The organism is Bradyrhizobium guangdongense, from assembly GCF_006483445.1.
Classification (GTDB): Bacteria; Pseudomonadota; Alphaproteobacteria; order Rhizobiales; family Xanthobacteraceae; genus Bradyrhizobium; species Bradyrhizobium guangdongense_A.
The window spans coordinates 15,643-41,019 of sequence record NZ_PPPT01000113.1 but is presented as its reverse complement, the minus strand read 5'-3'; the positions used below and the strand labels follow the sequence as shown (position 1 = coordinate 41,019).

Here is a 25,377-nt window from a genome sequence, read left to right as displayed (position 1 = left end):
GTCGCGTCGAATCATGCATGTGAAAAACCCGGCAGTATCCTGCCTACCTTGGCGCGAATTCGCCGGCCCCGCCACCACTTCGGCGGGCATGCCTGATCGCCGGTTTCCGTACCACTACGTGAGTCTCGCTGACGCAATGCTCGAGGCCAAAAAAATACCTCGCCTGTGAACAGCGGGAGAAGGCTCCCGTATCAACGCGGGGGACGATTTTTTTGTGTTGGGAATCTCTGAGGACTCACTGATACTTGCCTCCACAACAGGTGCGGCACTGACCCCTGTTATCCCCGTCATTCCACCATATTTAGTATTTGATTCAGGAACTCGTACTAGTTCTTGACGGGCGCAACGGAGAGTCCTAGCTTTCGATCCGTTCGGCGCGAGTGTGTTTGCGTCCCGCCGGTCACTCCCCAAAAGGGTCCGCAAATAACCACTCCGCCGACCGGTCCAAGGCAGCGGAAGAAGGGCGTGTCTGCCCAGAAAACGTGGATCCTCGGGGCGCTCGAACGTGCCGGAAACAGGCCCGAAAGAGCTGAGTTGAACACGTGGCGTTGGGGCGTTGAACGCATGTCGCCGCATCCTGGGGTGGATGGGCCGATATGCCGACGGCGGGTCGGTGCAAACACCGTCTCGACGGCGAGAGAAACTGGGCCGGATCCACCGGCAGCAACTGCGAAGCCTGAAGGCCGATGAGGCCGGGAGGAATTCGCTTGGTGAGACAACGACCCGGCACGCCCAGCGGCGGCGGTCCGGGCAAGAAAAGGACGGGGCAACTATGCGGATCGAGCGGCGCCACACCACTTCGGGACAGTCACCCTACGCTGGAATCGAATTCCGGCAGACCACGTCGGAGATCCGGAATCCCGACGGCTCGGTCGTGTTCAAGCTCGACGGCGTCGAGGTGCCGGCCGAGTGGTCGCAGGTCGCCTCCGACGTGCTCGCCCAAAAGTATTTTCGCAAGGCCGGCGTCGCCGCGCGCCTGAAGAAGGTTGAGGAGGAATCCGTCCCCTCCTTCCTGTGGCGTTCCGTGCCCGACACTGACGCCCTCGCCGCGCTGCCTGAGAAGGAGCGCTATGTCAGCGAGCTCTCGGCCAAGCAGGTATTCGATCGCCTCGCCGGCTGCTGGACCTATTGGGGCTGGAAGGGTGGCTATTTCACGAACGATGAGGACGCCCAGGCCTTCTACGACGAGCTCCGCTACATGCTCGCCATGCAGATGGTCGCGCCGAACTCGCCGCAATGGTTCAACACCGGCCTGCACTGGGCCTATGGCATCGACGGCCCCGGCCAGGGCCATTATTACGTCGACCCCTTCACCGGCAAGCTGACCAAGTCGAAGTCGGCTTACGAGCATCCGCAGCCGCATGCCTGCTTCATCCAGGGCGTCGGTGACGACCTCGTCAACGAAGGCGGCATCATGGACCTCTGGGTCCGCGAAGCGCGTCTGTTCAAATACGGCTCCGGCACCGGCTCCAATTTTTCGCGTTTGCGCGGCGAGGGTGAGAAACTCTCGGGCGGCGGCCGCTCCTCGGGCCTGATGAGCTTCCTGAAGATCGGCGACCGCGCGGCGGGCGCCATCAAGAGCGGCGGCACCACGCGCCGCGCGGCCAAGATGGTCGTCGTCGACGTCGATCACCCGGACATCGAGACCTATATCGACTGGAAGGTGAAGGAGGAGCAGAAGGTCGCGGCTCTCGTCACGGGATCCAAGATCAACCAAAAGCATCTCAAGGCCGTGCTCAAGGCCTGCGTGAACTGCGAAGGTTCGGGCGACGATTGCTTCGACCCCGAGAAGAACCCGGCGCTGCGCCGCGAGATCAAGCTCGCGCGCCGCAGCCTCGTGCCTGACAATTACATCAAGCGCGTCATCCAGTTCGCCAAGCAGGGCTACAAGGACATCCAGTTCGACGTTTATGACACCGACTGGGATTCGGAAGCCTATCTCACGGTCTCCGGCCAGAACTCCAACAACTCGGTCTCGCTCAGGGACGACTTCCTGCGCGCGGTCGAGACCGACGGCGACTGGAATCTGAATGCCCGCACCTCGAAGAAGGTGACGAAGACGCTGAAGGCGCGCGACCTCTGGGAGAAGATCGGCCACGCCGCCTGGGCCTCGGCCGATCCCGGCCTGCACTTCAACACCACCATGAACGACTGGCACACCTGCAAGGCGTCCGGCGACATCCGCGCCTCCAATCCGTGCTCGGAATACATGTTCCTGGACGACACGGCGTGCAACCTCGCCTCCGCCAATTTGCTGACGTTCTACGACATCAAGGCCAAGCGCTTCGACGTCGACAGCTACGAGCATCTCTGCCGCCTGTGGACGCTGGTGCTCGAAATCTCCGTGATGATGGCGCAGTTCCCGTCGCGCGCGATCGCCGAGCTCTCCTATGAGTTCCGCACGCTCGGCCTCGGCTACGCCAACATCGGCGGCCTCTTGATGACCATGGGCCTGCCCTACGATTCCAGGGAAGGCCGTGCCATCGCCGGCGCGCTGACCGCGATCATGACCGGCATCTCCTACAAGACCTCGGCGGAGATGGCGGGCGAGCTCGGCCCCTTCCCCGGCTACAAGAAGAACGCCGCGCACATGCTGCGCGTGATCCGCAACCACCGCCGCGCCGCCCACGGCCAGTCCAACGGCTACGAGGCGCTCTCGGTCAACCCGGTGCCGATGGACCTCGTGTCCTGCACGCAGACCGACCTGGTCGCGCACGCGCAGGCCGCCTGGGATGCGGCGCTCGAGCTCGGCGAGAAGCACGGCTATCGCAACGCCCAGACCACCGTCATCGCGCCGACCGGCACGATCGGCCTGGTCATGGATTGCGACACCACCGGCATCGAGCCCGACTTCGCGCTGGTCAAATTCAAGAAGCTCGCCGGCGGCGGCTACTTCAAGATCATCAACCGCGCCGTTCCGGCAGCACTTCGCGCGCTCGGCTACAGCGAGGCTGACATCGCCGAGATCGAGGCCTACGCCGTCGGTCATGGCTCGCTGTCGAACGCCCCCGGCATCAACGTCTCCACGCTGAAGGCCAAGGGCTTTACGGACGAGGCCATCGCCAAGGTCGAAAAGGCACTCCCCACCGCCTTCGACATCAAGTTCGCCTTCAACAAATGGACCTTTGGCGAGGACTTCATCCGCGACCAGCTCGGCATCGGTGCCGAGGCGATCGCGGCCCCCGGCTTCGACCTGCTCCAGGCCGTCGGCTTCACCAAGCGCGAGATCGAGGCGGCCAACGTCCACATCTGCGGCGCGATGACGGTGGAAGGTGCTCCGCACCTCAAGGCCGAGCACTATCCGGTGTTCGACTGCGCCAACCCCTGCGGCAAGATCGGCAAGCGCTATCTGTCGGTCGAAAGCCACATCCGCATGATGGCGGCGGCCCAGCCCTTCATCTCGGGCGCGATCTCGAAAACCATCAACATGCCGAACGACGCCACGGTGGAGGACTGCAAGTCCGCCTACATGCTGTCGTGGAAGCTGGCGCTGAAGGCCAACGCGCTCTACCGCGACGGCTCGAAGCTCAGCCAGCCGCTCAACTCGCAGCTCATCAGCGATGATGAGGACGAGGACGATGCGATCGATCATCTCTACGACAAGCCGATGGCGGCGCGCACCGCCCAGGTCTCGGAAAAGATCGTCGAAAAGCTGGTCGAGCGCATCATCGTGATGCGCGAGCGCGAGAAGATGCCTGACCGACGCAAGGGCTACACCCAGAAGGCGGTCGTCGGCGGACATAAAGTCTATCTCCGCACCGGCGAGTATGACGACGGCCGCATCGGCGAGATCTTCATCGACATGCACAAGGAGGGTGCGGCGCTCCGCTCCTTCATCAACAACTTCGCGATCGCGGTGTCGCTCGGTCTCCAGTACGGCGTGCCGCTCGACGAATATGTCGATGCCTTCACCTTCACCCGCTTCGAGCCGGCGGGCCCCGTGCAGGGCAACGACAGCATCAAGTACGCGACCTCGATCCTGGACTACGTCTTCCGCGAACTCGCGGTGTCGTATCTGTCCCGCTTCGACCTCGCCCATGTCGATCCCAGCGAGACCGGCTTTGACGCGCTCGGCAAGGGCGTCGACGAAGGCAAGGAGCCCGAGGACGACCGCGGCCAGCACGCGACCAAGTTCGTGTCGCGCGGTCTCACCCGCTCCCGCACCGACAACCTCGTCGTGATGCGCGGCGGCACGATGCCCTCGTCCACCGACGGCGGCAGCAAGGTCACCGCGCTCGCCTCCCACGGCGCAAGCTCCCGCGTCGGCGATGCGCTCGAAGGCGCCGTCGCGCTGAAGCAGGAAGCCAGCCACGACCTCTCGCCCACCGAGAAGCTCGAGGCCCTCCAGTGGAGCAAGGCCGGCACCGCCGCCCAGACGGTCGTCCCCAGCAAGGCCGAGCGCCGCGCGGAAGCGAAGGCCAAAGGCTACGAAGGCGAGATGTGCTCGGAGTGCGGCAACTTCACACTGGTGCGGAATGGCACCTGCATGAAGTGCGATACGTGCGGCAGCACGACGGGGTGTTCGTGAGGCGGTAGCGCATCACAACAAGGAACGTCATGCCCGGGCTTGACCGGGCATCCACGAAGGGCGGCCGAGAGGCCGCCCTTTATTTTGCTGCGTAAGGCCCTATTCGGATCATGCGCAAGCGCCCACCCGCGTTAAAGCAGAGCCCGACACGCAGCCCTTCTTCGCCTCTCCACGAGGATTATCCGAACGACCGTAACTTACTTTGCCGCTGAGACCCAGAAGCTTGATCACTACTTTCATTAGACGGACGACCGAGCCGGTCGGTACAAGGATGGAGCGTAAGCGCTTCGTTTAAGGATATGCGGTTGTGCAAGAAATAAATCCCGGAATTACCCTCTCGGTTGAGAACATCCGAAGCACCTGTGAGATGCTTCGGAAGGCGATCGGCGTACAAAGGTTCGACCGAATAACCGCAACCTTCAAACCGGAAACTGTCAAAGGGATGGCGGCCTATCGTCGCCATCGCTACCTAGCACATCCGTTGGCAGTTGAATGGCACGAACTGATGCAGGCGGTCGATAACTCTGAGGCTCAGGGCAAGTTGGCGCTCCCAGAAAGGAGTTTCTACCTTCTCGATCAGTTGATTCGCCTCAAGGGGTTACTTGGACTCGCCGACATCGACAGGATACTGACCAAGTTGGAAACCGGCAGGGAATATTTCTCGACCATGTTCGAGATCTACATTCTGTCCTGTTACAGAGACCTCGGCGCTCTAATCGAGATTGTACCAGAGTCGAAGGTGCCGGGTGTGCGCACCGCGGACTTCCTTGTCAAAGCCAAGGGCGGAAATTGCTATGTGGAGTGCAAGAGCCTCGAGGACATGTCGCGTGAAGAGCAGCATTTCTATGAAGAAGTGCAAGAGGGTGCAATGCGAGCGATGGACGCCAACACACGTTCATGGCGCATTGAAATAAGGGCCACGCGAATTCTGCGAGGCCGGGACATTGTCGACATTGTGAAGCTCGTCACCAAGTCGATTGTCGCGGATGACCTGACACCAATCGCGAGCTCCGATGGCGGCATCACGATAAAGTTTTCACGGTTTTCAAGCTTTCCCGAAGGATGGATCACAGGAACGCAAGACGACATCCCGCGCTCGCTGAGTATGGGTTATATCGAATGCGAAACCGGAACCGACCTTATCGGTAATCCACGCTACAAAAGAGTGATGATTGTCGAGTGCGAGCCGTATCTTAGCAATGACGAGAGCAAGAGGATTCTAGCAGACGTTAACAGCGCTCATGGGCAGATTCCGGACGGGTCAAGCGGCATCGTACACATCGAGATTCCTTTCAAGAAGGGCGATCGACTTTTGGAGGTCAGCGACCTCGCCTACCAACGAGCCTTCGGCCTTCTGAAGAAGAAACGTAGGCTCAACGCTGTCATTCTTTGCGCGCGGACGCTATCTAAAAATGCAAAAGAGGGTGAGAACCCCATCCAAAACTACGAAGCCATCGTCCCGAATTCCATTCCAGCCACGCCTCTACCTGAAGGGATTGCTATTCTTGGAACAGACTTTAGTGGAATGAAGCCACCGGAAAAGACAAGTCTGTGGAGCGATATCAAGTGGTTTTGGAAACAACTGCGGCTGTGGTTGAAGGAAGATGTGAAGGAATGGCCAACCTCCATCAGGAAAATATCGCAACTCGCCATGCTGGGCGCGAATGCAGAGGGTACGATCGTCATCGAATTCGGAATCAACGAGCCGATGACCAGCCAATTAGGGAAGAGCCTTGTATTCTTTAGCTCGCCTGATGGAGCTAAGCAGCTTCGTCTATGGCAATCGTTCGCCAACCACTTCCGCGTAGATGTAGTTCACCCGACCTTCGGTAGACGAACGTTTAGAGGCGACCTGAATCATCTCGAAGTTGGTAGATTGCACAAGCTTGCCGTAGGTTGGTCCATGGAGGGTATGTCGGCCTTCGTGAACGGAGAAGAGTTAGAGCCTATTGGTTGACTATGCTGACAACTAAGGCTGCACTCAATTCGCATAGATCGTTGTCGTAATATCGGCCGAAACCTAAGCCGTCCTGCCGCGGCGCAAGGCCGCGTAAAGACCGACGAGCGTGCCGATCGCGACGAGCGCGGCCGCCAGCGCGTAGGATGGGTAGAGCGAAGCGAAACCCATCGCTGATCATCTCGGCAACATGATGGGTTTTACAAGGGCTCAACCCATCCTACGGGCTACGGGCTACTGCCGCCGCAATCCAGATCGGTCCCGGCTTCGATACTCATCAATACCCTGCCGCCGAATTGCCTTTGTGGTCGAGCCCTTCTCTCCTAAACTCCGACCACCGCCGGCATGAGTTCCGACGGGCCCGGTAGAAGCGGAGTCAAGTTATGCCCAAACCGGAAAGCTTCCCGATCGAGAAGATCTTCGTTCCCACGAAGCAGAAGAAAGCCATCAAGCCCGAGATCGTCGGGGAGATCGCGGAAAGTATTCTGGACATCGGACAACAGGAGCCCATTTCCGTTCGGCTCGACGGAGACCGCCTCGTTCTGGTCGAGGGACTGCATCGGTTAGAGGCCTGCAAGGCACTCGGCGAGACAACCATACTCGGTGTCCTGGTCCCGGCCGAGTTTGCTCAGCCCAAGCCGCAGCTCGCCGAGCGCCCCGAAGTCGAGGCAGAGCGTATCAAGATGGCGCGATTGAAACAGCTGCGCCTCGAGAAGGAAGCCGCAGAGGCATCGACGGCGGCCTTGAGGGGCGTCAACGCAACGGAAACGCCGCGCACCCGTCCGACGAAAGGCGTCCGCGACAATTCGAAGGCATCACCGGGCCGGGCTGCGACATCGGCACCGAAAACATTGTCGGACTGGATCACGCAGCAAAAGGGCAGCGGCGGCCGCTATTGATTGCCGGCTCCTGAAGCCTACGCCGTCCTGCCGCGGCGCAAGGCCGCGTAAAGACCGACGAGGGTCCCGATCGCGACGAGCGCGGCCGCGAGCAACAGTTGCAGTTCGCCGTCATCGGTGGAGCCGACGGACGACAACAGTCTCGTCACCACCACGAACAGGATGCCGACCGAGACCGCGGCACCGAGGCAAAGATGGACGAATTCACCGGCCAGCTTGCGGTCGAGAAGTCCGAGCGCCGTAAAATACATCGCGCCGGCGTTGGGGTGAACGAACACGGCGATCCGCGCATAGGGACCGTAGGCGTCGAGCAGGGATTCGCATTTGCTGATCGCGGCGCGCGAGGCCACCAGCTTCAGGAACGGCCTGAAGAACCGGGCCTGTCCATAGCTGAGGACGGCGCCGACGATGATGGCGAGCCATGCGAGGGCGAAGACGATGGCGTCCGCGGGCTTGGGATTGAGCGCAACCGACATCAGGATCAGGGCGGTTCCCGGAAAATAGCCGAAATACGGGAAGACCGACTCCAGGAGCACACACACGAAGATGAACACCGGAAACCATGACGAGGCGGCCGCATCGCGCACGATCACGTTCATGTCCAGGATGTCAGTCTTGTAGAGCAGCAAGTACACGCACATGGCCAGTCCAGCCAGCGCGTAAAACGGCAACGCTCCCGTCAGAAATCGCTTCGTCACTGAAGAACAACCCGGCAGGCCAATTTGCTCGTGTCCACAGCGATTCCTTCGTTGGCCCGATCCCGGCCCCACACGGGCCTGCGAGCTTCTACCGCGCCTGAGTGTTCGCGCAAAGGCATCATCTGTTCCTCGGCAGCGTAGCCCGGATGAGCGAAGCGATATCCGGGACTACAGAACACGCTGCGCGAACCCGGATATCGCGGAGCCTGTCATCGGGCGCGCATTCGCGCGACCCGTTGGCTCAGATCAGCTCTGCCTTTGCGCCAGCCAGAACCCGCACAGCACCGTCGCCAGTCCCGCCATCTGCAGTGACGTCGGATGCTCGCCGAGCAGCAGCCAGGCGACGAGCAGCGTCAGGGCGGGCACGCAGGCCGGAAACACCGCGGCGCGGGCGACGCCGAGGCGCTGGACGGAGACGGCGAACAGATAGAGCGCGGCGGGGCCGGCCAGAATGCCCTGCGCCAGCGCCTGGAGCGCGTTCTCGGTAACGCCGAGCGCGGCGACGCGCGCGAGGCCGCCGGTGAAGAAGTAGAGCGGCAGCAGCGCGAGCGACAGCACGTTGATGACGATGGCGGCGGAATAGGCCGAGACGCGCCAGCGGCGCAGCCACATGCCGAAGCTTGCGAACATGAAGCCGGTCAGGACGAAGATTAGGTCGCCCTGCACGCCATCGGCGCCGATATGGCCGATCGACTCCGCGCCGATCACGCCGAGGCCGCCGACGATGACGATGGCGCCCGCAAGCCGCGACGCCGTGATCTTCTCCTTCAGCACGAGTGCGGCGAGCAGGAGGCCACCGAGCGTCGCCGACGACGGCTGGATGACGCTGCCATGGCCGAGCGGCACGAACAGGAAGCCGGTGTAGGAGATCAGCGACATCACGGGGCCGCCGAGCACCATCAGCACGAGGCCCCTTCCCCATCCGATGCCGCAGAGATCGCCGATGCCCGCGCGCAGCACCAGCGGAATGAACGCGATGCCGGACCAGACGTAGCGATGCACCAGGAGATCGACCGGCGTGAAGCCGGCCTTCAGCCCGTGCCGCGTGGCCGCAAAGCCGAGCGCCCAGAACAGCGCCGCTGAAAGCCCGCAGACGATGCCGAGCAGCGCCGGTGTCGCATCGGGCTTTTGAGTGTGCGCGTCGGTGCCGCGCGTCCGCTGGTCCATGGTATGGAGTTACGTCGGCGCAGGCCCCGGCTCAACCCGCGCGCCTGCAGGGCTGGCACGCGTGGCGACGCGATGCGTAGCCCGGATGGAGCCACCGGGTCGGCGCGAAGCGCCGCCCGATGACAGGCTCCGCGCAATCCGGGGCTCTTACCACGCGGATCGACCGCCCCACGGGCGTTCCCCATCACTCACGCCCGCAGCCGATACCCGTCCGGATCCTTCCCCCGCAGCCGCCGCCAGATCACCTGAAAATTCACCCTGTTGATGACCACGATGAACACTTTTCGCAAATGGCCGGGCGGACAGGTGATGGGGCGCACCGCGTGCCAGGAATGCTCGGTGCGCTTGAACATAAAGCTCTGGTTGCCGAGGATGGTGGACATTGCCACCTGCGGCATGTCGTCGAAGCCGGGCGCGCTGTGCGCGGGCCGCGTGCCGCCGTCGTCCAGCACCACGGTCTGGCCGCCCCAGGCGGGATCCCAATCCTCCGGCGTATTGAGATAGAAGATGTGCGAGCCGATCTTGCGCCGCGCGTCGGTGTGCGGCGACACCGAGCCGCCGCCTGCTGCAAAGTGCCAGTGCATCGACAGCACGAAGCGCTCGTTGGGTCCGAGCCCGTACACGCGGCGCAGGAACGCCGCATAGTCCGGCCCGTTCAGCTCCGCGATGAAATCGCGCCACGGCGCCGACAGCCTGTCGTCGAGATTCGGGTTGTATTGCAGCGCGTAGCGGTCGTGGCTTTGCTGGCCATAGCCGCGCGACTGGCCGAACTCCTGCTCGAACAAATCGAGCGCGGGCAGCTCCGCGCACAGGCGGCGAAAACCCTCCTCGCGCACGACGCCCTGCATGCCGGCCCAGGGATAGGGATGGCGGTCGAGGAAAGCCGAGGCCTCGCGGGCGATGGCGGCCATGCGTTCGGTATCGAGATAGCTCATGAGATGTGCCCGCGGATGATGCTCAGCGGGACGCTCGCCCGTCGGGCGACGCACTGTCATTGATCCCGGTCAACCGCCGGCCCGGCGCCGCGATGCGTAGGGTGGGTTAGCCTTGCGACTGCGCGAAGCGCAGTTCGCAGGGCGTAACCCACCTCTTCTGCATCCGCGTCGGCAGAAGTGGTGGGTTACGCCGAGCCGATTGCGCTGCGCGCAATCCGCTCTGCTAACCCACCCTACGAACGCTCTCCTCACGACTCCTCCTTCGCCGCCTTGCGGCGTGCTTGCCGTGCGTACTTCCTCGCGACCCAACGCGCGCGAAACTGCCTCGCTGCACGAAACGTCCGCGGCGCGACGACCTGAAATGCCAATGAGGCTATTCCGGCGACCACGCCCTTCACCACGTCGAACGCGAAATCGGGTCCAAAATACTGCCACATGACCCTGCCTCCTTCTCGCGAAGGCTCCGCCGGGCGGTCGTGGGGCTGACATGAAAATGGAAAGGCCCCGTCCGTCACCGGCGGGGCCTCGAGAACAATCCCTGTGCGCCCTTCAGCGCGCGCGAAATCTCCCGGTACACCCGCTCATGGTGGACACGATGAAAGAGCTGCAAAGCATGCTCTTGCGAACGAAGACGGTCATAGCGACACCCAGAAATCAGCGAATGCGAGAAAGCCCAATGCGCCATGCCAAACGCGCGCGCGGACCAATTGGCGGCAGATAAACAGACAGGACGGCCGCCGTCTGTGGGCCAATTCACAATTGCGGTATGACTTTTTTGCGGCGCGATGCGGTGAGTAGGGTGGGTTAGCTCCGCGGATTGCGCAACGCGCAAGCCGCGGGGCGTAACCCACCTCTTCTGTCAACGCGGAAACCAAGGCGGTGGGTTACGCTCAGCGAACTGCGCTTCCGCCTTCGCTCTCCGAGCTTCGGCGGACAAGTCGCGCATTCGCTAAGCTAACCCACCCTACAGCTCCGCCTCGCGCGGCGTGCTCGCAAACGGTACTCACTTACAAGCGGCGGCGCGCCAGCGCGAACCGGTTTTCGCTTGCATTCCGCGCACCCACCCCTACGTTGCGCCGCGAAAGAGGAGCCGAATTGTCGATGACTGACGCGATGAAATGCCCGAAATGCAATTCCGAACATGCCTACAGGGATCGCGACCTCTGGGTCTGCCCGGAATGCGCCCATGAATGGAGCGCGACGGGCGAAGCCGCGACAGATGCGGCTGACGACAACGCCGTGCGCGACGCCAATGGCAATGTGCTGGCCGATGGCGACAGCGTCATCGTGATCAAGGATTTGAAGGTCAAGGGCGCGTCATCGGTCGTCAAGGGCGGCACCAAGGTGCGCAACATCCGCCTGCAGGACGCCACCGACGGCCACAACATCGCCTGCAAGATCGACGGCATCGGCGCGATGAATCTGAAATCGGAGTTCGTGCGCAAGGCGTGAGCCGCGGAAGGAATCGTCATGAAATCCGGAGACGGAAGTAGTCCCGTCATCCTGAGGTGAGAGCCGCGCGGCGCAACGCGCCGTGCGGTGAGCCTCGAAGGATGAACGGCCGAGATGCAGCGGCAGCGCGCGGCAACAGCCGGCTGTCGCCCTTCGAGGGCCGCTGAAGAAGCGGCCACCTCAGGGTGACGGTGAGAAGACGAAATTCGCGGCAACGCAAGATTCCGGGCTACGCAACGACGTCGTCTCACCTGCTCCTCAAACTCAAAATATACGCCGCCAGCGCATCGGCCTGATCGGGCGCGATCACGATGTTGGGCATGTTCTGGTGGCTGGTCCGCCAAAACACTTTGAGCGACAGCGCGGTGGTGCCTTTGCGGTCCGCGATGGCCTGGAAGCTTGGGGCCGTGTCGAACAGGCCGGCCATGTCCGGATCGATGGCATGACAGGTCTGGCACCAGGCTTGCGCGAGGCGATGCCCCGCTGCAGCCATGCGCGCGGCGGACCGCGGTGCTGCATCAGCGGTGGGAACGATGCCGGCGAGCCATAGCACCGCCAGCGCGAGCGGGATGACTGCATATCTTACCCTTGGCGACATTGCCCTGACCTCGCCGCTGCCTGTGAGGCCGCCACGTTAGATCGGCGCGGTCGAGCGGGGTTGACCTGCATCAAGGGCCGGCAGCACTTCCTCACCTCGATCCCGGCGCCTTGCGCTGGATCAAGACCTGCGGGCCGCGCTTTCAATACCGATGATCAGGACGTCTGTCCCGACTGCCAGCGATGGTTGAAAGTCCCGCAAGGGACCACCGGCGCACGGCAAGCGCATCGCTATGAGGCGGCACGAGAGAGCGTCATGTGGCATCACAAGACCATTCGCTTCTGGCTGATCAGCCTGGTGATCGCCTGCGTGCTGCCGGTAACGCTGGCGGCGAGCTTCCTGATCGTCCATTCCTACCGGCAAAATACCGCCTTCGTCGGCCAGAGCACGATGGCGACCAGCCGCGCGCTGATCCAGGCGGTCGATGCCGAGCTGCATGGCGTGCAATCCGCGTTGCAGGCCCTGGCGACGTCGCCGCATCTCGCCGCCGGCGATCTCGCCGGCTTCTACCGGCAGTCGCGCGAGGCGCTCAGCGTCCTGACCGGCAGCAATGTCGTCCTCAGCGATCCCGCGGCCCAGCAGGTCCTCAATACGCTGAGACCGTTCGGAACCGCCCTGCCCCGGCACGGGCAGCCGGACGTGGTGCGACGGATCCTCGACACCGGCGAGCCGGTCATCTCCGATCTCTTCCTCGGTCCGGTCGTCAGCAATTGGGTGATTGCCGTCGAAGTGCCGGTGCGCGTGGACGGCAAGATCATCTACACGCTGGCCATGGGGGTCACGCCGGAGCGGCTGAACGACATCCTGCGCAGGCAGAACATTCCGCCCAACTGGGTCGCCGCTATTTTCGACGGCACCGGCACCATCGTCGCGCGCACGCATGCCCCGGACCAATTCGTCGGCAAGAAGGGCGCGCCGGAATTCATTCGCCGCTTCATCGAGGTCGCCGAGGCCAGCGTCGAAACCACCACGGTCGAAGGCATCCCGATCTTCTCCAGCTTCAGCCGCTCGCCTCGATCCGGCTGGACGGTCGGCATGGGCATTCCGATCGCCGATCTGGCGGCAAACGCGCGGCAGTCGATCGTCTTCAACGCCGCCATTGCCGTCACCCTGCTGGCGCTCGGCTGTCTGGCGGCCGCCGTGTTCGGGGCCCGCATCAGCCGGTCGATCCGCAGCCTCACCGCCCCCGCGCTCGCGCTGGGATCACCGGGATCACCGTCCATTCCCGTCACCGAAATCATCGAAGTCGACGAGGTCGGCCAGGCGCTGGACCGCGCCTCGCACTTGATCGCCGAGCGCGAACGCGAACGCGCCCAGAGAGAGGCGGACACCCGCAAGGCACTGGTCGCGAAACAGGTGGCTGAAGAAGCCAATCGTGCGAAATCGGAATTTCTGGCGTCGATGAGTCACGAGCTGCGCACGCCGCTGACGGCCATTTCCGGCTTCGCCCAGTTGCTGCACAGGTCCGGAGGCACGCTCGCGCGCGAGCGCCGGATTCGCTACACGGAGAACATCATGCAGGCGAGCGAGCATCTCGAGAATATCATCAATGATGTGCTGGACATGGCCCGCCTGGAGTCCGGACACGTCAAGCTCGATCTCGAGACGCTGGATTGCCTCGAGATCATGACCGAAGCGAGCCGGACGCTGGAGCTCCAGGCCCGCAAGAGCGGCATCGTGTTCACCGTGGACACTTCGGCCAACCTTCCCCTCGTCACCGCGGATCGCACGCGCCTGATCCAGGTCCTGCTCAATCTCGGCAGCAACGCCATCAAGTACAATGTCAGCGACGGCTGGGTTCAGCTTTCGGCGATCCCGGTCGACAGCATGGTCCGCTTCATCGTCCGCGATACCGGACCGGGCATCGCGCCCGAGCTCCGCGACCAGATTTTCCAGCCCTTCAATCGCCTCGGCGCCGAGCTCACGCAGATCGAGGGAACCGGCATTGGCCTCGCCCTCAGCCGCCGGCTGGTGCTGGCGATGAACGGGCGCATCGGCTTCGAGAGCACCGTAGGACAAGGCAGCAAGTTCTGGGTCGACCTGCCCGCCGCGGACGAAACCGCCGCGGCAGCACCCCGGATTGCAACACCACGGCCTGCGACGGCGTCGGATGCACGGACTACCGTGCTCTATGTCGAGGACAAGATCCCCAATGTCGAATTGATGCGTGGCGTGGTCGAACAGGCAGGCGGCATCCGGCTGCTCGATGCACAGACCGTCAAGGACGGATTGGCCATCGCGCGCTCGATGAAGCCCGATCTCGTCATCACCGACATTCATCTGCCGGACGGCAAGGGCTACGATGTGCTGCAGGGCCTGCGCGAGGACCCCTCCACCGCGCATATTCCGGTCGTCGCATTGACCGCGGATGCCATGCCCGCCAACATGGACAACATGAGGCGCGCAGGGTTCGACCACATCGTGACAAAACCATTCAAGATCGCCGAACTGGAGACTCTGCTGCGCAACCGGCTTCAACCCGCTCCGGCAGTGAAGGGATCGCCATGAACGGCAACAGGTATTACGGCGTTCGGGTCGAGGGCGCGAAATACGGCGTCGGCTTCGGCTCCGCGCTCGCGATCGCAATCTCCTACACCAACAACCATTCGATCCTGTGGGCGATCATCCACGGCATCTTCGGCTGGCTGTACGTGATCTACGTGGCGCTGTTCGGGTGAGGAGCTCGAATCTCAAACCGTCACCCTGAGGTGCCGGAGCGAAGCGGAGGCCTCGAAGGGCGACGGCCCGGCTGCATCGGGGCCGTCCATCCTTCGAGGCGCGCGAAGAGCGCGCGCTCCTCAGGATGACGGGACCAAGACCTCCGTCATTCGGCCACACCCCCTACTTCAACGCCGTCGCAAGCGCCGTCAGCTTCGCCACCAGATTCGTGCCCAGCGCGAAAATCACCTCGATGATCGCAAGCGCGATGCCGGCTGCGATCAGGCCGTACTCGATTGCGGTCGCGCCGGTTTCATCGGCGACGAAGTCTTTTAAAATGCGTTTCAATTGCTGTCCTTCCCAGTTGTGCGAGGCATTGCCTGCACGCAATGGGATAGGTTACACAATCTACGATTGTGTTAACACCGGCGAGTCAATTTGAGGAAGGGTGCGTCGCACTCAACGCGCCGGCCACGGCACGAGGCGCATCTCCTCCGCGCCTTCCGCCTGCGTGCGAACGAGGACCGCGAACACGCCGTCCACCGCCGCGCGCACGGCCGCCGCGATTGCAGCGCCCTTCGCCAGGTGCGCGGCGATGAGGCCCGTGAGCAGATCGCCGGTGCCGCAGGGCCGGATCGGCAGCCGCATCGTTGCAAAACGTTGTGCCGCTCCGTTCGCGCAGAGGATCGTCTCGACCTGCCCTGCGCCGGTGTCGGCGACCGCGCAGCCGGTCGCAACGACGCCGCCCGCCGACAGCGCCGCGCTCGCGGCGCGCAGGCTTGCGATATCGGTCACCTTCATTCCCGCGAGCTGCTCGAGCTCGAACTGGTTCGGCGTCACGAACGAGGCCAGCGGCACCAGCCGCGTCCGCACCACGTCCAAAATGCCCTCGGCGACATAGACCTTGCCGTCATCGCCGATCACGGGATCGCAGAGATAGACCAGGTCTGGATTGCGCTGGCGGGCCCGCGCGACGAAATCGGCGATGATTTGCGCATTTGTCTCCGAGCCGAGATAGCCGGTGACGAGCACGGAGGCACGCTCCACCAGAGCGCGCTCCTCGACGCCGCGCAGGAGGTCGGCGACGAGCTCGGCGTCGAGCACGCGGCCGCGCAGGGTCGGATAGCGCGGATGGTTCGACAACAGCGTCGTCGGCACCGCCGCGACGCTCACCCCCTCCGCCTGCATGGGATAAATTGCAGCATTATTGCCGACATGGCCGTAAACGACCTGGCTTTGGATGCAAATTGCAAGCATGGGCGGTCCCTGGGCGCGAGCGGGTTCGGTTGCGCCATCGCCGCAGATTCACTGGGCCTGTCAATAGCTTCGTCCCCTCCACCGCGCGCCGCAGGAAAAATCCCGTCCTACTGTGCATGGGGTTGTTTTCACCGGAAATATCGCCCCTTGAGCCAGATCAACACCGCTTTGCCCCCCGGCCCGACCCTCGCCTGCGGGCAAGGAGGGCCGACATGCAGGTGCTGCTGAAGGAGATCCGTCACAATTCGCTGCTGTGGCTGTTGGCGCTCGTGCCGGTCGTGCTGATGGCCGCCAAGACGCGGCCGGAGGCGCACACGCTGCTGTTCGTGCTCGCCGTGCTCGCCATCGTGCCCTTGGCAGCGCTCCTCAGCCACGCCACGGAGGCCGTGGCGGCCAAGACGGGCGATGCGGTCGGCGGGCTCCTCAACGCCACGCTCGGCAACCTCACCGAAATGATCATCGCGATCACCGCGCTGCATGCCGGCCAGTACATGCTCGTGAAGGCCTCGATCGCCGGCGCCATCGTCACCAATGCGCTGTTCATGCTCGGCGCCTCGTTCCTGATCGGAGGCTTGCGCCATCGCGTCCAGGAGTACAATCGCGCCGGCGGGCGGCTCTATGCGGGCCTGCTGCTGATGGCGACGGTCGCCCTGCTCGCGCCCTCGGCGGTGGCCGATCTCGAGCACGCGCGCGATCCGGCGCTGATGCAGAAGCTCAGCGTCGGCCTGTCGGTGCTGCTGATATCGGCCTACGCGCTCGGCCTGTATTTCTCGCTGGTGACCCACAAGGACCTCTTTGCCAGCGCCGAACACGAGGAGGCGGAAGCGCCGTGGCCGCTCGGCACCGCGCTCGTCACGCTGTTCGTCGTCACCGTGCTGGTGGCGCTGGTCAGCGAAATCTTCGTCGAATCCGTGCAAAAGGCGGCCGAGAGCTTTGGCATGAGCCCGGCCTTCGTCGGCTTCATCATCGTGTCGCTGGTCGGTGCGGCCGCCGAGATGGCCGTGGCGTTCTCGGCGGCGCGAAAAAACCGCCTCGACATGAGCGTGTCGATCGCACTCGGAAGCGCCTCGCAGATCGCGCTGTTCGTCGCCCCCGTGCTGGTGCTGCTGAGCTACGTCACCGGACCGAAGCCGATGGATCTCTTGTTCTGGCCGGGCGCCGTGACCATGGTGATGATCGCGGCGCTGACCGCGAGCTTCATCACCAATGGCGGCCGCTCGGCCTGGTTCATCGGCGCGCTGCTGATTTTCATCTATGCGATTTTCGCGCTGACGCTCTACGTCGTGCCGCCGGCGCCGCAGGCTGTGGGGTAAGCCGCTATCGCGGCGTCACAGATGCCGGCGGACGCGGTGTTCGCGATGTGCCCGATGGTTTTGCCGATTTTGCAGGGCGCGCCTTGGCGGCGGCCGCGTCGTCCACGCTGACGAGATAGGAGGCAAGCGTCTTCGCCGAGTCCGGCCCGCTGGTGTAGTGGTCCCTCAGGAACCAGGCGAGCGTCAGCGTGAAGCGGCCCTTGGCAAGGCCCCGCGCGCTGCGATGGCAGCTCGCGCAGCTATCGGCAAACAGCTTTGCCGGCGCCTTCTCCGCGTCGAGATTTTGCGCGCGTGCAACCGCGGCCGTCAGCACGAGCGCGGCGCCAACAGCGATCAGGGGCGCGATCCAGCCGCGCCCCACCTCATGCAACGACGTCAAGTCTGTCCCCTGCCCCAAAGTCCTCGCGGTCAGGCTGCCGCGAGCTGGTCGAACTCCGCCGCCTGATAGGCCTTGCCGTCGGGATCGGTGATCACGACCTGCCATCCCTCGCTCGCCCAGACCTTCGCCTTGGCCACGATCAGCAGCCGGCTTTCCCGTGCAAAACTATACTTCGCGTTCTCGCGTTCTGCGATCATCTTGTAGGCCAATGCACATCCCCTTGCGCTGCCCTGCCACCCGCGCCTGTCGTCGCAGTGCGCTTTGGCGGCAAAGAGCCGGGAACGTGGCAATTTGGCGCCGTCAACAGGACGCGTGTGAGATCGCGGAACGGTGCGTCACTCCGACAACGTCGCCTCGACAAAGCCGCGCGGGTCGGCGCAAAACTCGCGCATCACCCGGTAATGGTCGGTCTGCTCCACGCTGATCGGCTCAAGTCCATACTTCCCGAGCCGAAGCAGTTTCGCGTTCGGATAGGCCATCAACATCGGCGCGTGAGTCGCCATGACCACCTGACAATTGCCGGAGAGATCCATCCGGTGCAGCAGCTTCAGGAAATCCATCTGCCGGGCCGGCGACAGCGCGGATTCCGGCTCGTCGAAGATGTAGATGCCCTGCTTCTGGCAGCGCTCCTCGAAGAACACCAGAAAGCCCTCGCCATGCGAGAAGGAGAGATAGTCCGGCGCCGTCTGCACGCTCGCGCCGAACACGCCCTCCATCGCTTCGACAGCATCCACCGCAGAGCGGTCCAGATAGCGGGCGACCGAAAAGAACGTCTCGGCGCGAAAGAACCAGCCATCGGTAACCTTCGGCACCCAGGAAGCCCGCAACGCGGACGACAGCTCTCCGCCGGTGGTCTCGATGCCGCCGCCGTCGATCTCCCGAAATCCCTTTCGACCGCCGGTACTGGCGAAGCCGGCCAAGCCCGCGATGCCTTCAAGGATGGTCGACTTCCCAGCGCCGTTCTCGCCGACGATGATGGTGACAGCGGTGTCGAAACTCTGGTCGAACTCGCCCCTGAAGACGGGAAGGCAGAACGGATAGGCCTCCCAGTCATCGACGAGGGAGCGATCGAGCCAAACGCGCCGGAGGTACGGTGCGGACAGCGTGGTCTGACGTCGTCGCTTCCGGCTCATGCTCTACCTCGTTCACTATTCCGCAAGCGCCGCGGCGATGAACCCCGAGGGATCGTCGTAGAACTCGCGCATGACTCTGAAATGATCGGTCTCGCGCAGAGAGACCGGCTCCAATTTGTGCTTCGTCAAATGGAGCAATTGCGCATTGGGATAGGCCATCAGCACCGGCGCGTGGGTTGCCATGATGACCTGGCAGATGCGGGAGTCCTCCATGCGGCGCAGCAGCCTCAGGAATTCGATCTGGCGCGAGGGCGATAGCGCCGACTCCGGCTCGTCGAAAATGAAGATGCCCTGCCGCTGACACCGCTCCTCGAAGAAGCGGAGGAAACCTTCGCCATGGGAATGGGAGAGAAAGTCGGGCGGCGAACCTCCCGGAAGCCCCATCCTCATATCTTCCAGCGCCATCTGATCGAGATATCTCGCCACGGTGAAAAAGCTCTCGGCTCGGAAGAACCAACCGTTGGTGATCTTCGGCAGCCAGCTCGCGCGGAGCGCTTTCGACAGTTGGCCGCCCATTTTCTCCATCGCCATCGAGTGATCGACCGGCATATAGCCCTTGCCGCCGCCCGCCTCGTCATAGCCCGCAAGCGCCGCGATCCCCTCCAGGACCGTGGATTTCCCGGTGCCGTTCTCGCCGACGATGATGGTGATGGCGGACTCGAAGCGAAGCTCGAAACCGTCCCAGAAGATGGGAAGGCAAAACGGATAGGTGTCGCGATCGGGGATGTGCGACGGGTCGAGCCAGACCCGCCTCAGATACGGCGACGGGAGTTTGATCGTGCGATTGCCTCTCCGGCCCATGTCACGCCCCTGCCACTTCCCGCCAATCAATGGAACATAACGGGAACGCGCTTGGCGCGCAAGTGGTGCGAACGGCCCGCCACAAGCCCCGGTCGCGCCCTACGCCAGCGCCTCCAGCACCAGCTCCATGGTCATCAGCACGGGATTGTCGCCGCGGATCAAGCGGCCCTCGGCGATGCCGCCGGCGTAGTCGATCAGCGCGACATCGAGTTCGGCCTCAAGGTCGCCGGAGCGGCTGGGCGCGATCGTGCCTGACGTCACCGCAAGCTCGGTCGCAAACGGCTCGGTCACGCCGCCATGGGTGAAGCGTGCGCCAATGGTCGAGCCGACGCCGCCGTGAATTTTGGCCCGCGCGATGCCATGCGTGCGGCAAAACTCTTCGAGGCAACCCGCAAAATCCTGGTTCGGCCGCAGCCGCAGCGCAAAGGCGCGACTGGTCGTGCGCGCACCTCTCGCCGCTGATACAACCGGACCGAACAGCTTGAAGTTCGTCTCGGCATCCGGCTCGGCCAGGAATAGCGCGCCGTCGACGCCGAACGCACCTACCTCGAAAGGCTCTGCAACGATCGCTTCCTCGGGAAGGATGTGGCCGCCGCTCGCGCGATTGCCCTGCTCGGTCCAGAGCCCGTGGCAATGGAAAAACGGCGCGCCATCGCGCTCTCCCAGCGTCATGCTGCCGAGCCTCAACCGCGTCACGCCATCGGGTCGAAACGTGTCGCTGTAGAACGCCGCATTGGCCCCGGTCTTCGACAGCGCCGGCATGACATAGGCAAACGGCCCGAGCGCGCCGTCGCGAAAACTGAGCACGCCCCCGGCAAACCCTTCGGCAGCAAAGCCGCGTCGCGCCGCTTCGAGCAACGGCACGCCGGCCTCAAGCGTAAAGGAGAAGGCGCGGCCGCGTGCCTCGACCGATTGGATGCGTTCGCCGACAGGCGCCCCCGGCTGCTTGATGCTGCGCACGCCCGTTCAACCCGCCTTGGTGTTGAGGTCGAGCAGCCCGCGCGCCTCAAGCTCGTCGCGCACCATGCGCTTGGGGATTTTTCCGTAGCCGGATTTCGGCAGCGCCTCCCAAAAGAAGAAGCGCTTTGGCATCTTGTAACGCGGCACCTTTGGGCCCAGGAACGCGGCCATCTCCGCCTCGCTCACCGGCCTAGCCCCCTCGCGCGCGACGCAGACGGCAACACCGACCTCGCCCCAGGTCGGATCGGGCACGCCGAGGACTGCGACCTCGCCCACGGCAGGATGCGTCAAAATCTTCTCCTCGATCTCGCGCGGATAGATGTTGGAGCCGCCGGAGATGTACATGTCGGAGGCCCGGCCGGTGATGTAGACAAAACCTTCCTCATCCATGTGGCCGAGATCGCCGGTCCGGAACCAGCCATTGCGAAACGCCTTCGCATTGGCCTCGGGGTTGTCATAGTAGCCGGCGAACACGGCAGGGCCGATCACGCAGATCTCGCCGCTCTGGTTCGCCGCGAGCTCGCGGCCTTCGTCGTCCTGGATCGAGACCTGCATGCCCGTGCGCTCGTACCCGCAGGTGCCGAGCTTGGTCTCCGGCGTATCCTCGGCATCATGCAGCGCCGCCGGCAGCACCGTGATGTTGCCGGTGACCTCGCCGAGGCCGAAATACTGCACGATCACCTTGCCGAGCTTGTTCAGCGCGGTCTTCTGGTCCTCGCGATACATCGGCGCACCCGCATAGATCACCTGGCGCAGCGAGGAATGGTCGAACTTGTCGACCGCGGGATGCTCGACCATCATTTTCAGAATCGTCGGCACGGTGAAGAGGTTGCTGACGCGATGCGTCTCGATCAGGCGAAACGCCTCGGTGATGTCGAACTTTTCCGTCGGCAGCAGCACGGTGCGGGCGCCGCGCGCGGTCTGCATCAACTGATGCACGCCGGCGCCATGCGACAGCGGCGCCACCACCAGCGAGGCGTCGTCCTCGGTCGTGCCTGGCGTGAGGTCGGCGAGATGGTTGGTGACGACAAAGCCCATCTGGCCGTGGGTCAGCACCGCGGCCTTGGAGCGGCCGGTGGTGCCCGAGGTGAAGAAGAACCAGCAGGGATCGTCATGCTCGACGGCGACGTTAGCGACGGCAGCGCCCGCATGGGCCTTGATCGCCTCCGCAACGCTGGTTTCGCCGAACGACGCCTTGCCGTCGACGGTCCAGGTGAACGCCAGCGCGCCGCCGCTCACGGCCGCGGCATGCTCCGGGAAGTCGACATGGCACAAAAATCCCTTCGCACCGGAGGCCTGCGCGAGATAGGCGACCTCGTCGGGCATCAGGCGGAAGTTCGTGGGCACCCACACAGCGCCGAGCCGGAACGCGGCGAACATCGAGAAAAACATCTCGTCGCCATTCTTGGAATGGACGAGGATGCGGTCGCCCTTGGCGATCCCCCGTGCGCTGAGTGCTGCCGCGAGCGCGGACACCTGCGCGTCGATCTCTCGCCAGGTCCAGGATTTGTCGCCCCACACGAAGCCGACCCGTTTGCCATGCCGCCGGGCATTCTGGGTCAGCATGTAAGCGAGGTTCATGACGCGGCGCGACATCCGCAATGGCTGCATGGGGCTTCCTCTTCGATGGCGGACGCCGCGCGCGGGCCGCTCTTCGAACCCTGTTTATCGCCATCCGCGGAGGCGCGGCAAGGCCGCTCCACGCAAGGCCCCAAGGCGCAATCGTTCAGGGAAATTTAAGTCTGTTCGGCGCAACCTCGCGGCATCGTCGCGTACCGAGTTCCGTATCCATGGTCAAAGCGCCCGCTCTTCTGCTCTTGTCGCTGGCACTGGCCGGATGCGCCGCAGGTCCGCAGGCACATCTTGGCTCCGATCCCGCCTTCAAGCCGGACGCCTATGCCTGGGACGGTGCCGGCGAGAATCCCAACCGGCCAAAGCTCGCCTCACCCACGCCGCGTAATGCGCACGCCGCCACGCGCGCCTCGTTCGGGCAGGACGGTACCGAGCCCGATCAAGACGCGCAGCTCAGTCGTTCGCTGGTCATCTGCAAGGGCTGCATCCGTCCGCAGCCGAGCGACGACGCGCGCCTGGCCAAAGCCTCCGATTGAACCGATCGGCCACGCAGCCCCACCGAGATAGGCGCCGCAGGACCGGCCGTTCCGGTCTATAAGCGCGTCATCACGGATTCCAGGACAAGGTTCATGCTCACCCGCCGCCATTTCGTCGCCAGCGCTCTGCTCGCCTCCATCAGCCCGGCCATTGCCCAGACACCTCCGCCCGCCGATCCCGCGGCAATCCTCACCGGGATCTACACGCGGGCAGCCAAGGGCAAGGGTGATGGCGGTGGCGCCTTCATCATCGAGAACAAGGCGGCCAAGGCAAAATACCTCTCGAAATCGCCCAACACGCTGTGGGCCAAGGCCGATGCGCAAACACCGAAAGGCGACGTCGGTCCGGTCGATTTCGACCCCGTCACCAATTCGCAGGAGCCGGACGTCAAATCGTTCAAGGTCGACACCGAGAAGCTCGAGACCGACAAGGCCGCCCTCGCGGTCACCATGACCGGCCACCGCAACGACCGCAAACCCGCCGACCGGGTCGTGCGTTATGAGTTCGTGCACGAGGCGGGTAGCTGGCGGATCGACGACATCAAGGGCTCCTCCGACGGCGAAGCCTGGTCGATCCGCAAAATGCTGACGGACTCGCTGAAGACCTAAAGCGTTTTCCACCGAAGTGGACACCGGTTCGCGTCAAGAAAACGCGGAAAATCCAGCGGGAGACGAGATGAGCGCAGTCATCGACAACAGGGCCCACCATCGCTTTGAGCTGGAGGTTGAGGGCCACGTCGCGACGGAGCACTACAAGCTCGACGGCAACGTGATCACCTTCGAGCACACGGAGGTGCCGACCGAGCTCGGCGGCAAGGGCGTCGGCTCAAAGCTGGTGCAAGGCGCCCTCGACCAGGTGCGCGCCGCAGGATTGAAGCTGATCCCGCAATGTCCGTTCGTGAAGGCGTGGATCGACAAGCACCCGGACTATCAGGACCTGGTGAAAATCTAGAGACGTGCAGGCGCGCCGGCTCTCGCCGACGCACCTGTCATGCTTTCGTCACCCATGCTTGAGCAAGTCCTGGTCGCTCTGCTCCCAGTCCTGCCAGAGCTGGAGCACGCCGAGGAGCACGACGACCGCGCCAAGGCTGCTGTGATAGAGGCGAAGAAACCCTTCGCCGGAATAGCCGAGGACATAGGGAGAGACGATCAGCCACAGGCCGACCAGGATGGTCATCACCTCTTCCCAGCGCTGCAAGGCGACATATTCAAGCTGGGCGAGGCCAAAGACCACGAGGCCAATCGCAACCGTGTTCAGGATAGCGATCTGATGCCCGGCAATCGGCGCCTCCAGCTGGATCGGAAACCACGGCGACACAACGATCAGCGCGCCGAGCAGCATGCCGCACCAGTCTTCCCATGTTCGGTGAGTTTTCAAGAAACCAAAGTCCGACATCGTAACCTCCTCACAAAGAGGCATACGTCTGCGGCTGGCGATCATGACACTCCGAATGTCAGGCGACCCTGCCGGCCGCATTCGGGCGTATGTCTTGACGGAACACGTGGGAACCACGGCCGCCTTTGCAAGGGGAGTGATGATGATTCTTTGCTGCCGTCGAGGGCGTTACCCCACCAGAACTACATCGCCCCCATCCGCTGCAACGACTCCTGCGCCGTCGACAGGTCCGGCTTCAGCTCCAGCGCCTTTTTGAAATCCGCGATCGCGCCCTGCTTGTCGCCGAGGCGCATTTTGGCCTGGCCGCGATTGTTCCAGGAGAAGGCGTCGGACGGATCGAATTGCAGCGCCTTGTCGTAATCGGCGATCCCGCGCTTATAGTCGCTCTGGTAGAGCCGGATCAGGCCGCGATTGCGCCAGCCGCGTGCGTCCGTCGGGTCCATCTTGATCGCCTCGCCGTAATCGGCAGCAGCGCGATCGAGCTGCTCGCTGTCGCGATAGACGTTGCCGCGATCGATATAGGCGAGCATATCGGGCGCGAGCTTGATGCGCGTCGTGTAGTCGGCGAGTGCATGCGTCATGTCGCGCTTGCGGTAATAGGCGAGGCCCCGATTGCTGTAGGCGCCGGCATATTTTGGATTGAGCTTGATGGCGGCGTCGAAATCGGCGAGCGCGCCGTTGAGGTCGCCCTTGTTGTAACGGGAGTCGCCGCGGTTGTTGTAGAACATCGCCACCGACGGATCGAGCTTGATCGCCTGGTCGTACTCGGCGATGGCGCGATCATATTCGCCCTTGAAGGCATAGACGCGGCCGCGATTGTTGAAGGGGCAGGCGTAGTCGGGTACGAGCCTGATCGCCTCGTCGAGATCGGCGAGCGCGGCATCGAGCTTGCGCTTCTCGGTAAGCCCGTGTCCGCGGCTGCAATAGGCGCCAGCTAGTCTCTCGCCGGTCTCGCTCTTGGTGTCGATCACCGTCGAGCAGGCCCTGACCCGTTCGTCGGGCGTGCTGGTCGGGCTAGCACAGGCATCCCAGGCCGGGCCGCCTTCGGCAGAGGCCGGCTTCGGCACGGCAGCGACGAGCGCAAGGACGGCCAGCGACATCAGATAGCCAATCGAGACACGCATTTGCCGGATATCTC

The 25,377-nt window shown here is 63.6% G+C and carries 24 protein-coding genes; 10 read left to right on the top strand and 14 right to left on the bottom strand.

Going from position 1 to position 25,377, the window contains the following annotated elements:
- Window positions 1-772 precede the first annotated feature (772 nt).
- The 3 genes from C2U70_RS16815 to C2U70_RS16805 all read left to right on the top strand — a co-directional run bounded on the left by C2U70_RS16815 (window position 773) and on the right by C2U70_RS16805 (window position 7,384).
- Window positions 773-4,528 carry a vitamin B12-dependent ribonucleotide reductase gene (locus C2U70_RS16815; protein ID WP_140979545.1) on the top strand — a complete coding sequence of 1,252 codons (3,756 nt, stop codon included), beginning with the start codon at window positions 773-775 and terminating at the stop codon, window positions 4,526-4,528.
- A gap of 307 nt (window positions 4,529-4,835) precedes the next feature.
- A complete protein-coding gene (locus C2U70_RS16810) occupies window positions 4,836-6,485 on the top strand; it encodes a hypothetical protein (RefSeq protein WP_140979544.1) in 1,650 nt (549 codons plus the stop codon).
- Window positions 6,486-6,868: 383 nt separating this feature from the next.
- Complete coding sequence (locus C2U70_RS16805) at window positions 6,869-7,384, top strand: ParB N-terminal domain-containing protein (RefSeq protein WP_140979543.1); 516 nt, start codon at window positions 6,869-6,871, stop codon at window positions 7,382-7,384.
- A gap of 17 nt (window positions 7,385-7,401) precedes the next feature.
- Here the strand turns inward: C2U70_RS16805 and C2U70_RS16800 are convergent, their stop codons facing one another.
- The 3 genes from C2U70_RS16800 to C2U70_RS16790 all read right to left on the bottom strand — a co-directional run bounded on the left by C2U70_RS16800 (window position 7,402) and on the right by C2U70_RS16790 (window position 10,184).
- Window positions 7,402-8,025: a hypothetical protein gene (locus tag C2U70_RS16800; protein ID WP_140979542.1), complete on the bottom strand. Its 624-nt coding sequence runs from the start codon at window positions 8,023-8,025 to the stop codon at window positions 7,402-7,404.
- Window positions 8,026-8,328: 303 nt separating this feature from the next.
- The gene (locus C2U70_RS16795) at window positions 8,329-9,249 is read right to left on the bottom strand and encodes a DMT family transporter (protein ID WP_140979541.1); all 921 of its coding nucleotides are present in this window, start codon (window positions 9,247-9,249) and stop codon (window positions 8,329-8,331) included.
- A 188-nt stretch (window positions 9,250-9,437) separates the two neighbouring features.
- On the bottom strand, window positions 9,438-10,184 hold the full coding sequence (locus tag C2U70_RS16790) for a 2OG-Fe(II) oxygenase (RefSeq protein WP_140979540.1): 747 nt from the start codon (window positions 10,182-10,184) through the stop codon (window positions 9,438-9,440).
- A gap of 1,101 nt (window positions 10,185-11,285) precedes the next feature.
- On the opposite strand from C2U70_RS16790, the gene C2U70_RS16780 reads away from it, so the two are divergent.
- On the top strand, window positions 11,286-11,636 hold the full coding sequence (locus C2U70_RS16780) for a zinc ribbon domain-containing protein YjdM (RefSeq protein ID WP_140979538.1): 351 nt from the start codon (window positions 11,286-11,288) through the stop codon (window positions 11,634-11,636).
- 247 nt (window positions 11,637-11,883) lie between these two features.
- On the opposite strand, the gene C2U70_RS16775 is transcribed toward C2U70_RS16780, so the two are convergent.
- Window positions 11,884-12,234 (bottom strand): c-type cytochrome, encoded by a 351-nt coding sequence (locus C2U70_RS16775; RefSeq protein ID WP_140979537.1) that lies wholly within the window; start codon window positions 12,232-12,234, stop codon window positions 11,884-11,886.
- A 255-nt stretch (window positions 12,235-12,489) separates the two neighbouring features.
- On the opposite strand from C2U70_RS16775, the gene C2U70_RS16770 reads away from it, so the two are divergent.
- Window positions 12,490-14,742 (top strand): hybrid sensor histidine kinase/response regulator, encoded by a 2,253-nt coding sequence (locus C2U70_RS16770; RefSeq protein WP_140979536.1) that lies wholly within the window; start codon window positions 12,490-12,492, stop codon window positions 14,740-14,742.
- Window positions 14,739-14,912 (top strand): hypothetical protein, encoded by a 174-nt coding sequence (locus tag C2U70_RS33045; protein WP_186294307.1) that lies wholly within the window; start codon window positions 14,739-14,741, stop codon window positions 14,910-14,912. Before C2U70_RS16770 ends, C2U70_RS33045 begins: the two co-directional genes overlap by 4 nt.
- A 163-nt stretch (window positions 14,913-15,075) precedes the next feature.
- Here C2U70_RS33045 and C2U70_RS16765 read toward each other — a convergent pair whose 3' ends face one another.
- On the bottom strand, window positions 15,076-15,240 hold the full coding sequence (locus C2U70_RS16765) for a Flp family type IVb pilin (protein ID WP_140979548.1): 165 nt from the start codon (window positions 15,238-15,240) through the stop codon (window positions 15,076-15,078).
- A 111-nt stretch (window positions 15,241-15,351) separates the two neighbouring features.
- Complete coding sequence (pdxY, locus tag C2U70_RS16760) at window positions 15,352-16,149, bottom strand: pyridoxal kinase (RefSeq protein WP_140979535.1); 798 nt, start codon at window positions 16,147-16,149, stop codon at window positions 15,352-15,354.
- A gap of 212 nt (window positions 16,150-16,361) precedes the next feature.
- On the opposite strand from pdxY, the gene cax reads away from it, so the two are divergent.
- Window positions 16,362-17,462, top strand: a complete 1,101-nt coding sequence (cax, locus tag C2U70_RS16755) for a calcium/proton exchanger (protein WP_140979534.1) — start codon at window positions 16,362-16,364, stop codon at window positions 17,460-17,462.
- 4 nt (window positions 17,463-17,466) lie between these two features.
- Here the strand turns inward: cax and C2U70_RS16750 are convergent, their stop codons facing one another.
- The 6 genes from C2U70_RS16750 to C2U70_RS16725 all read right to left on the bottom strand — a co-directional run bounded on the left by C2U70_RS16750 (window position 17,467) and on the right by C2U70_RS16725 (window position 22,346).
- A complete protein-coding gene (locus C2U70_RS16750) occupies window positions 17,467-17,841 on the bottom strand; it encodes a hypothetical protein (RefSeq protein ID WP_246666770.1) in 375 nt (124 codons plus the stop codon).
- A gap of 29 nt (window positions 17,842-17,870) precedes the next feature.
- Window positions 17,871-18,050 carry a hypothetical protein gene (locus C2U70_RS16745; protein ID WP_140979533.1) on the bottom strand — a complete coding sequence of 60 codons (180 nt, stop codon included), beginning with the start codon at window positions 18,048-18,050 and terminating at the stop codon, window positions 17,871-17,873.
- A gap of 126 nt (window positions 18,051-18,176) precedes the next feature.
- Window positions 18,177-18,974 (bottom strand): AAA family ATPase, encoded by a 798-nt coding sequence (locus tag C2U70_RS16740; protein WP_140979532.1) that lies wholly within the window; start codon window positions 18,972-18,974, stop codon window positions 18,177-18,179.
- Window positions 18,975-18,989: 15 nt separating this feature from the next.
- Window positions 18,990-19,775, bottom strand: coding sequence for an AAA family ATPase (locus C2U70_RS16735; protein WP_140979531.1), 786 nt, complete (start codon window positions 19,773-19,775; stop codon window positions 18,990-18,992).
- 99 nt (window positions 19,776-19,874) lie between these two features.
- Entirely contained in the window at window positions 19,875-20,735 is an 861-nt protein-coding gene (locus tag C2U70_RS16730) for a PCC domain-containing protein (protein ID WP_140979530.1), read from the bottom strand.
- 6 nt (window positions 20,736-20,741) lie between these two features.
- A complete protein-coding gene (locus C2U70_RS16725) occupies window positions 20,742-22,346 on the bottom strand; it encodes an acyl-CoA synthetase (protein ID WP_140979529.1) in 1,605 nt (534 codons plus the stop codon).
- A gap of 179 nt (window positions 22,347-22,525) precedes the next feature.
- Between C2U70_RS16725 and C2U70_RS16720 the strand changes: the two genes are divergently transcribed.
- The 3 genes from C2U70_RS16720 to C2U70_RS16710 all read left to right on the top strand — a co-directional run bounded on the left by C2U70_RS16720 (window position 22,526) and on the right by C2U70_RS16710 (window position 23,795).
- Window positions 22,526-22,843, top strand: coding sequence for a hypothetical protein (locus C2U70_RS16720; protein ID WP_140979528.1), 318 nt, complete (start codon window positions 22,526-22,528; stop codon window positions 22,841-22,843).
- Between the two features lie 93 nt (window positions 22,844-22,936).
- Window positions 22,937-23,452, top strand: a complete 516-nt coding sequence (locus tag C2U70_RS16715) for a DUF3828 domain-containing protein (protein ID WP_140979527.1) — start codon at window positions 22,937-22,939, stop codon at window positions 23,450-23,452.
- Between the two features lie 67 nt (window positions 23,453-23,519).
- Complete coding sequence (locus C2U70_RS16710; protein WP_140979526.1) at window positions 23,520-23,795, top strand: GNAT family N-acetyltransferase; 276 nt, start codon at window positions 23,520-23,522, stop codon at window positions 23,793-23,795.
- A 48-nt stretch (window positions 23,796-23,843) separates the two neighbouring features.
- Here C2U70_RS16710 and C2U70_RS16705 read toward each other — a convergent pair whose 3' ends face one another.
- Both C2U70_RS16705 and C2U70_RS16700 read right to left on the bottom strand, forming a co-directional pair.
- Window positions 23,844-24,239 carry an SPW repeat domain-containing protein gene (locus C2U70_RS16705; protein WP_140979525.1) on the bottom strand — a complete coding sequence of 132 codons (396 nt, stop codon included), beginning with the start codon at window positions 24,237-24,239 and terminating at the stop codon, window positions 23,844-23,846.
- Between the two features lie 182 nt (window positions 24,240-24,421).
- A complete protein-coding gene (locus C2U70_RS16700; protein WP_246666769.1) occupies window positions 24,422-25,363 on the bottom strand; it encodes a tetratricopeptide repeat protein in 942 nt (313 codons plus the stop codon).
- Between the last annotated feature and the right edge of the window lie 14 nt (window positions 25,364-25,377).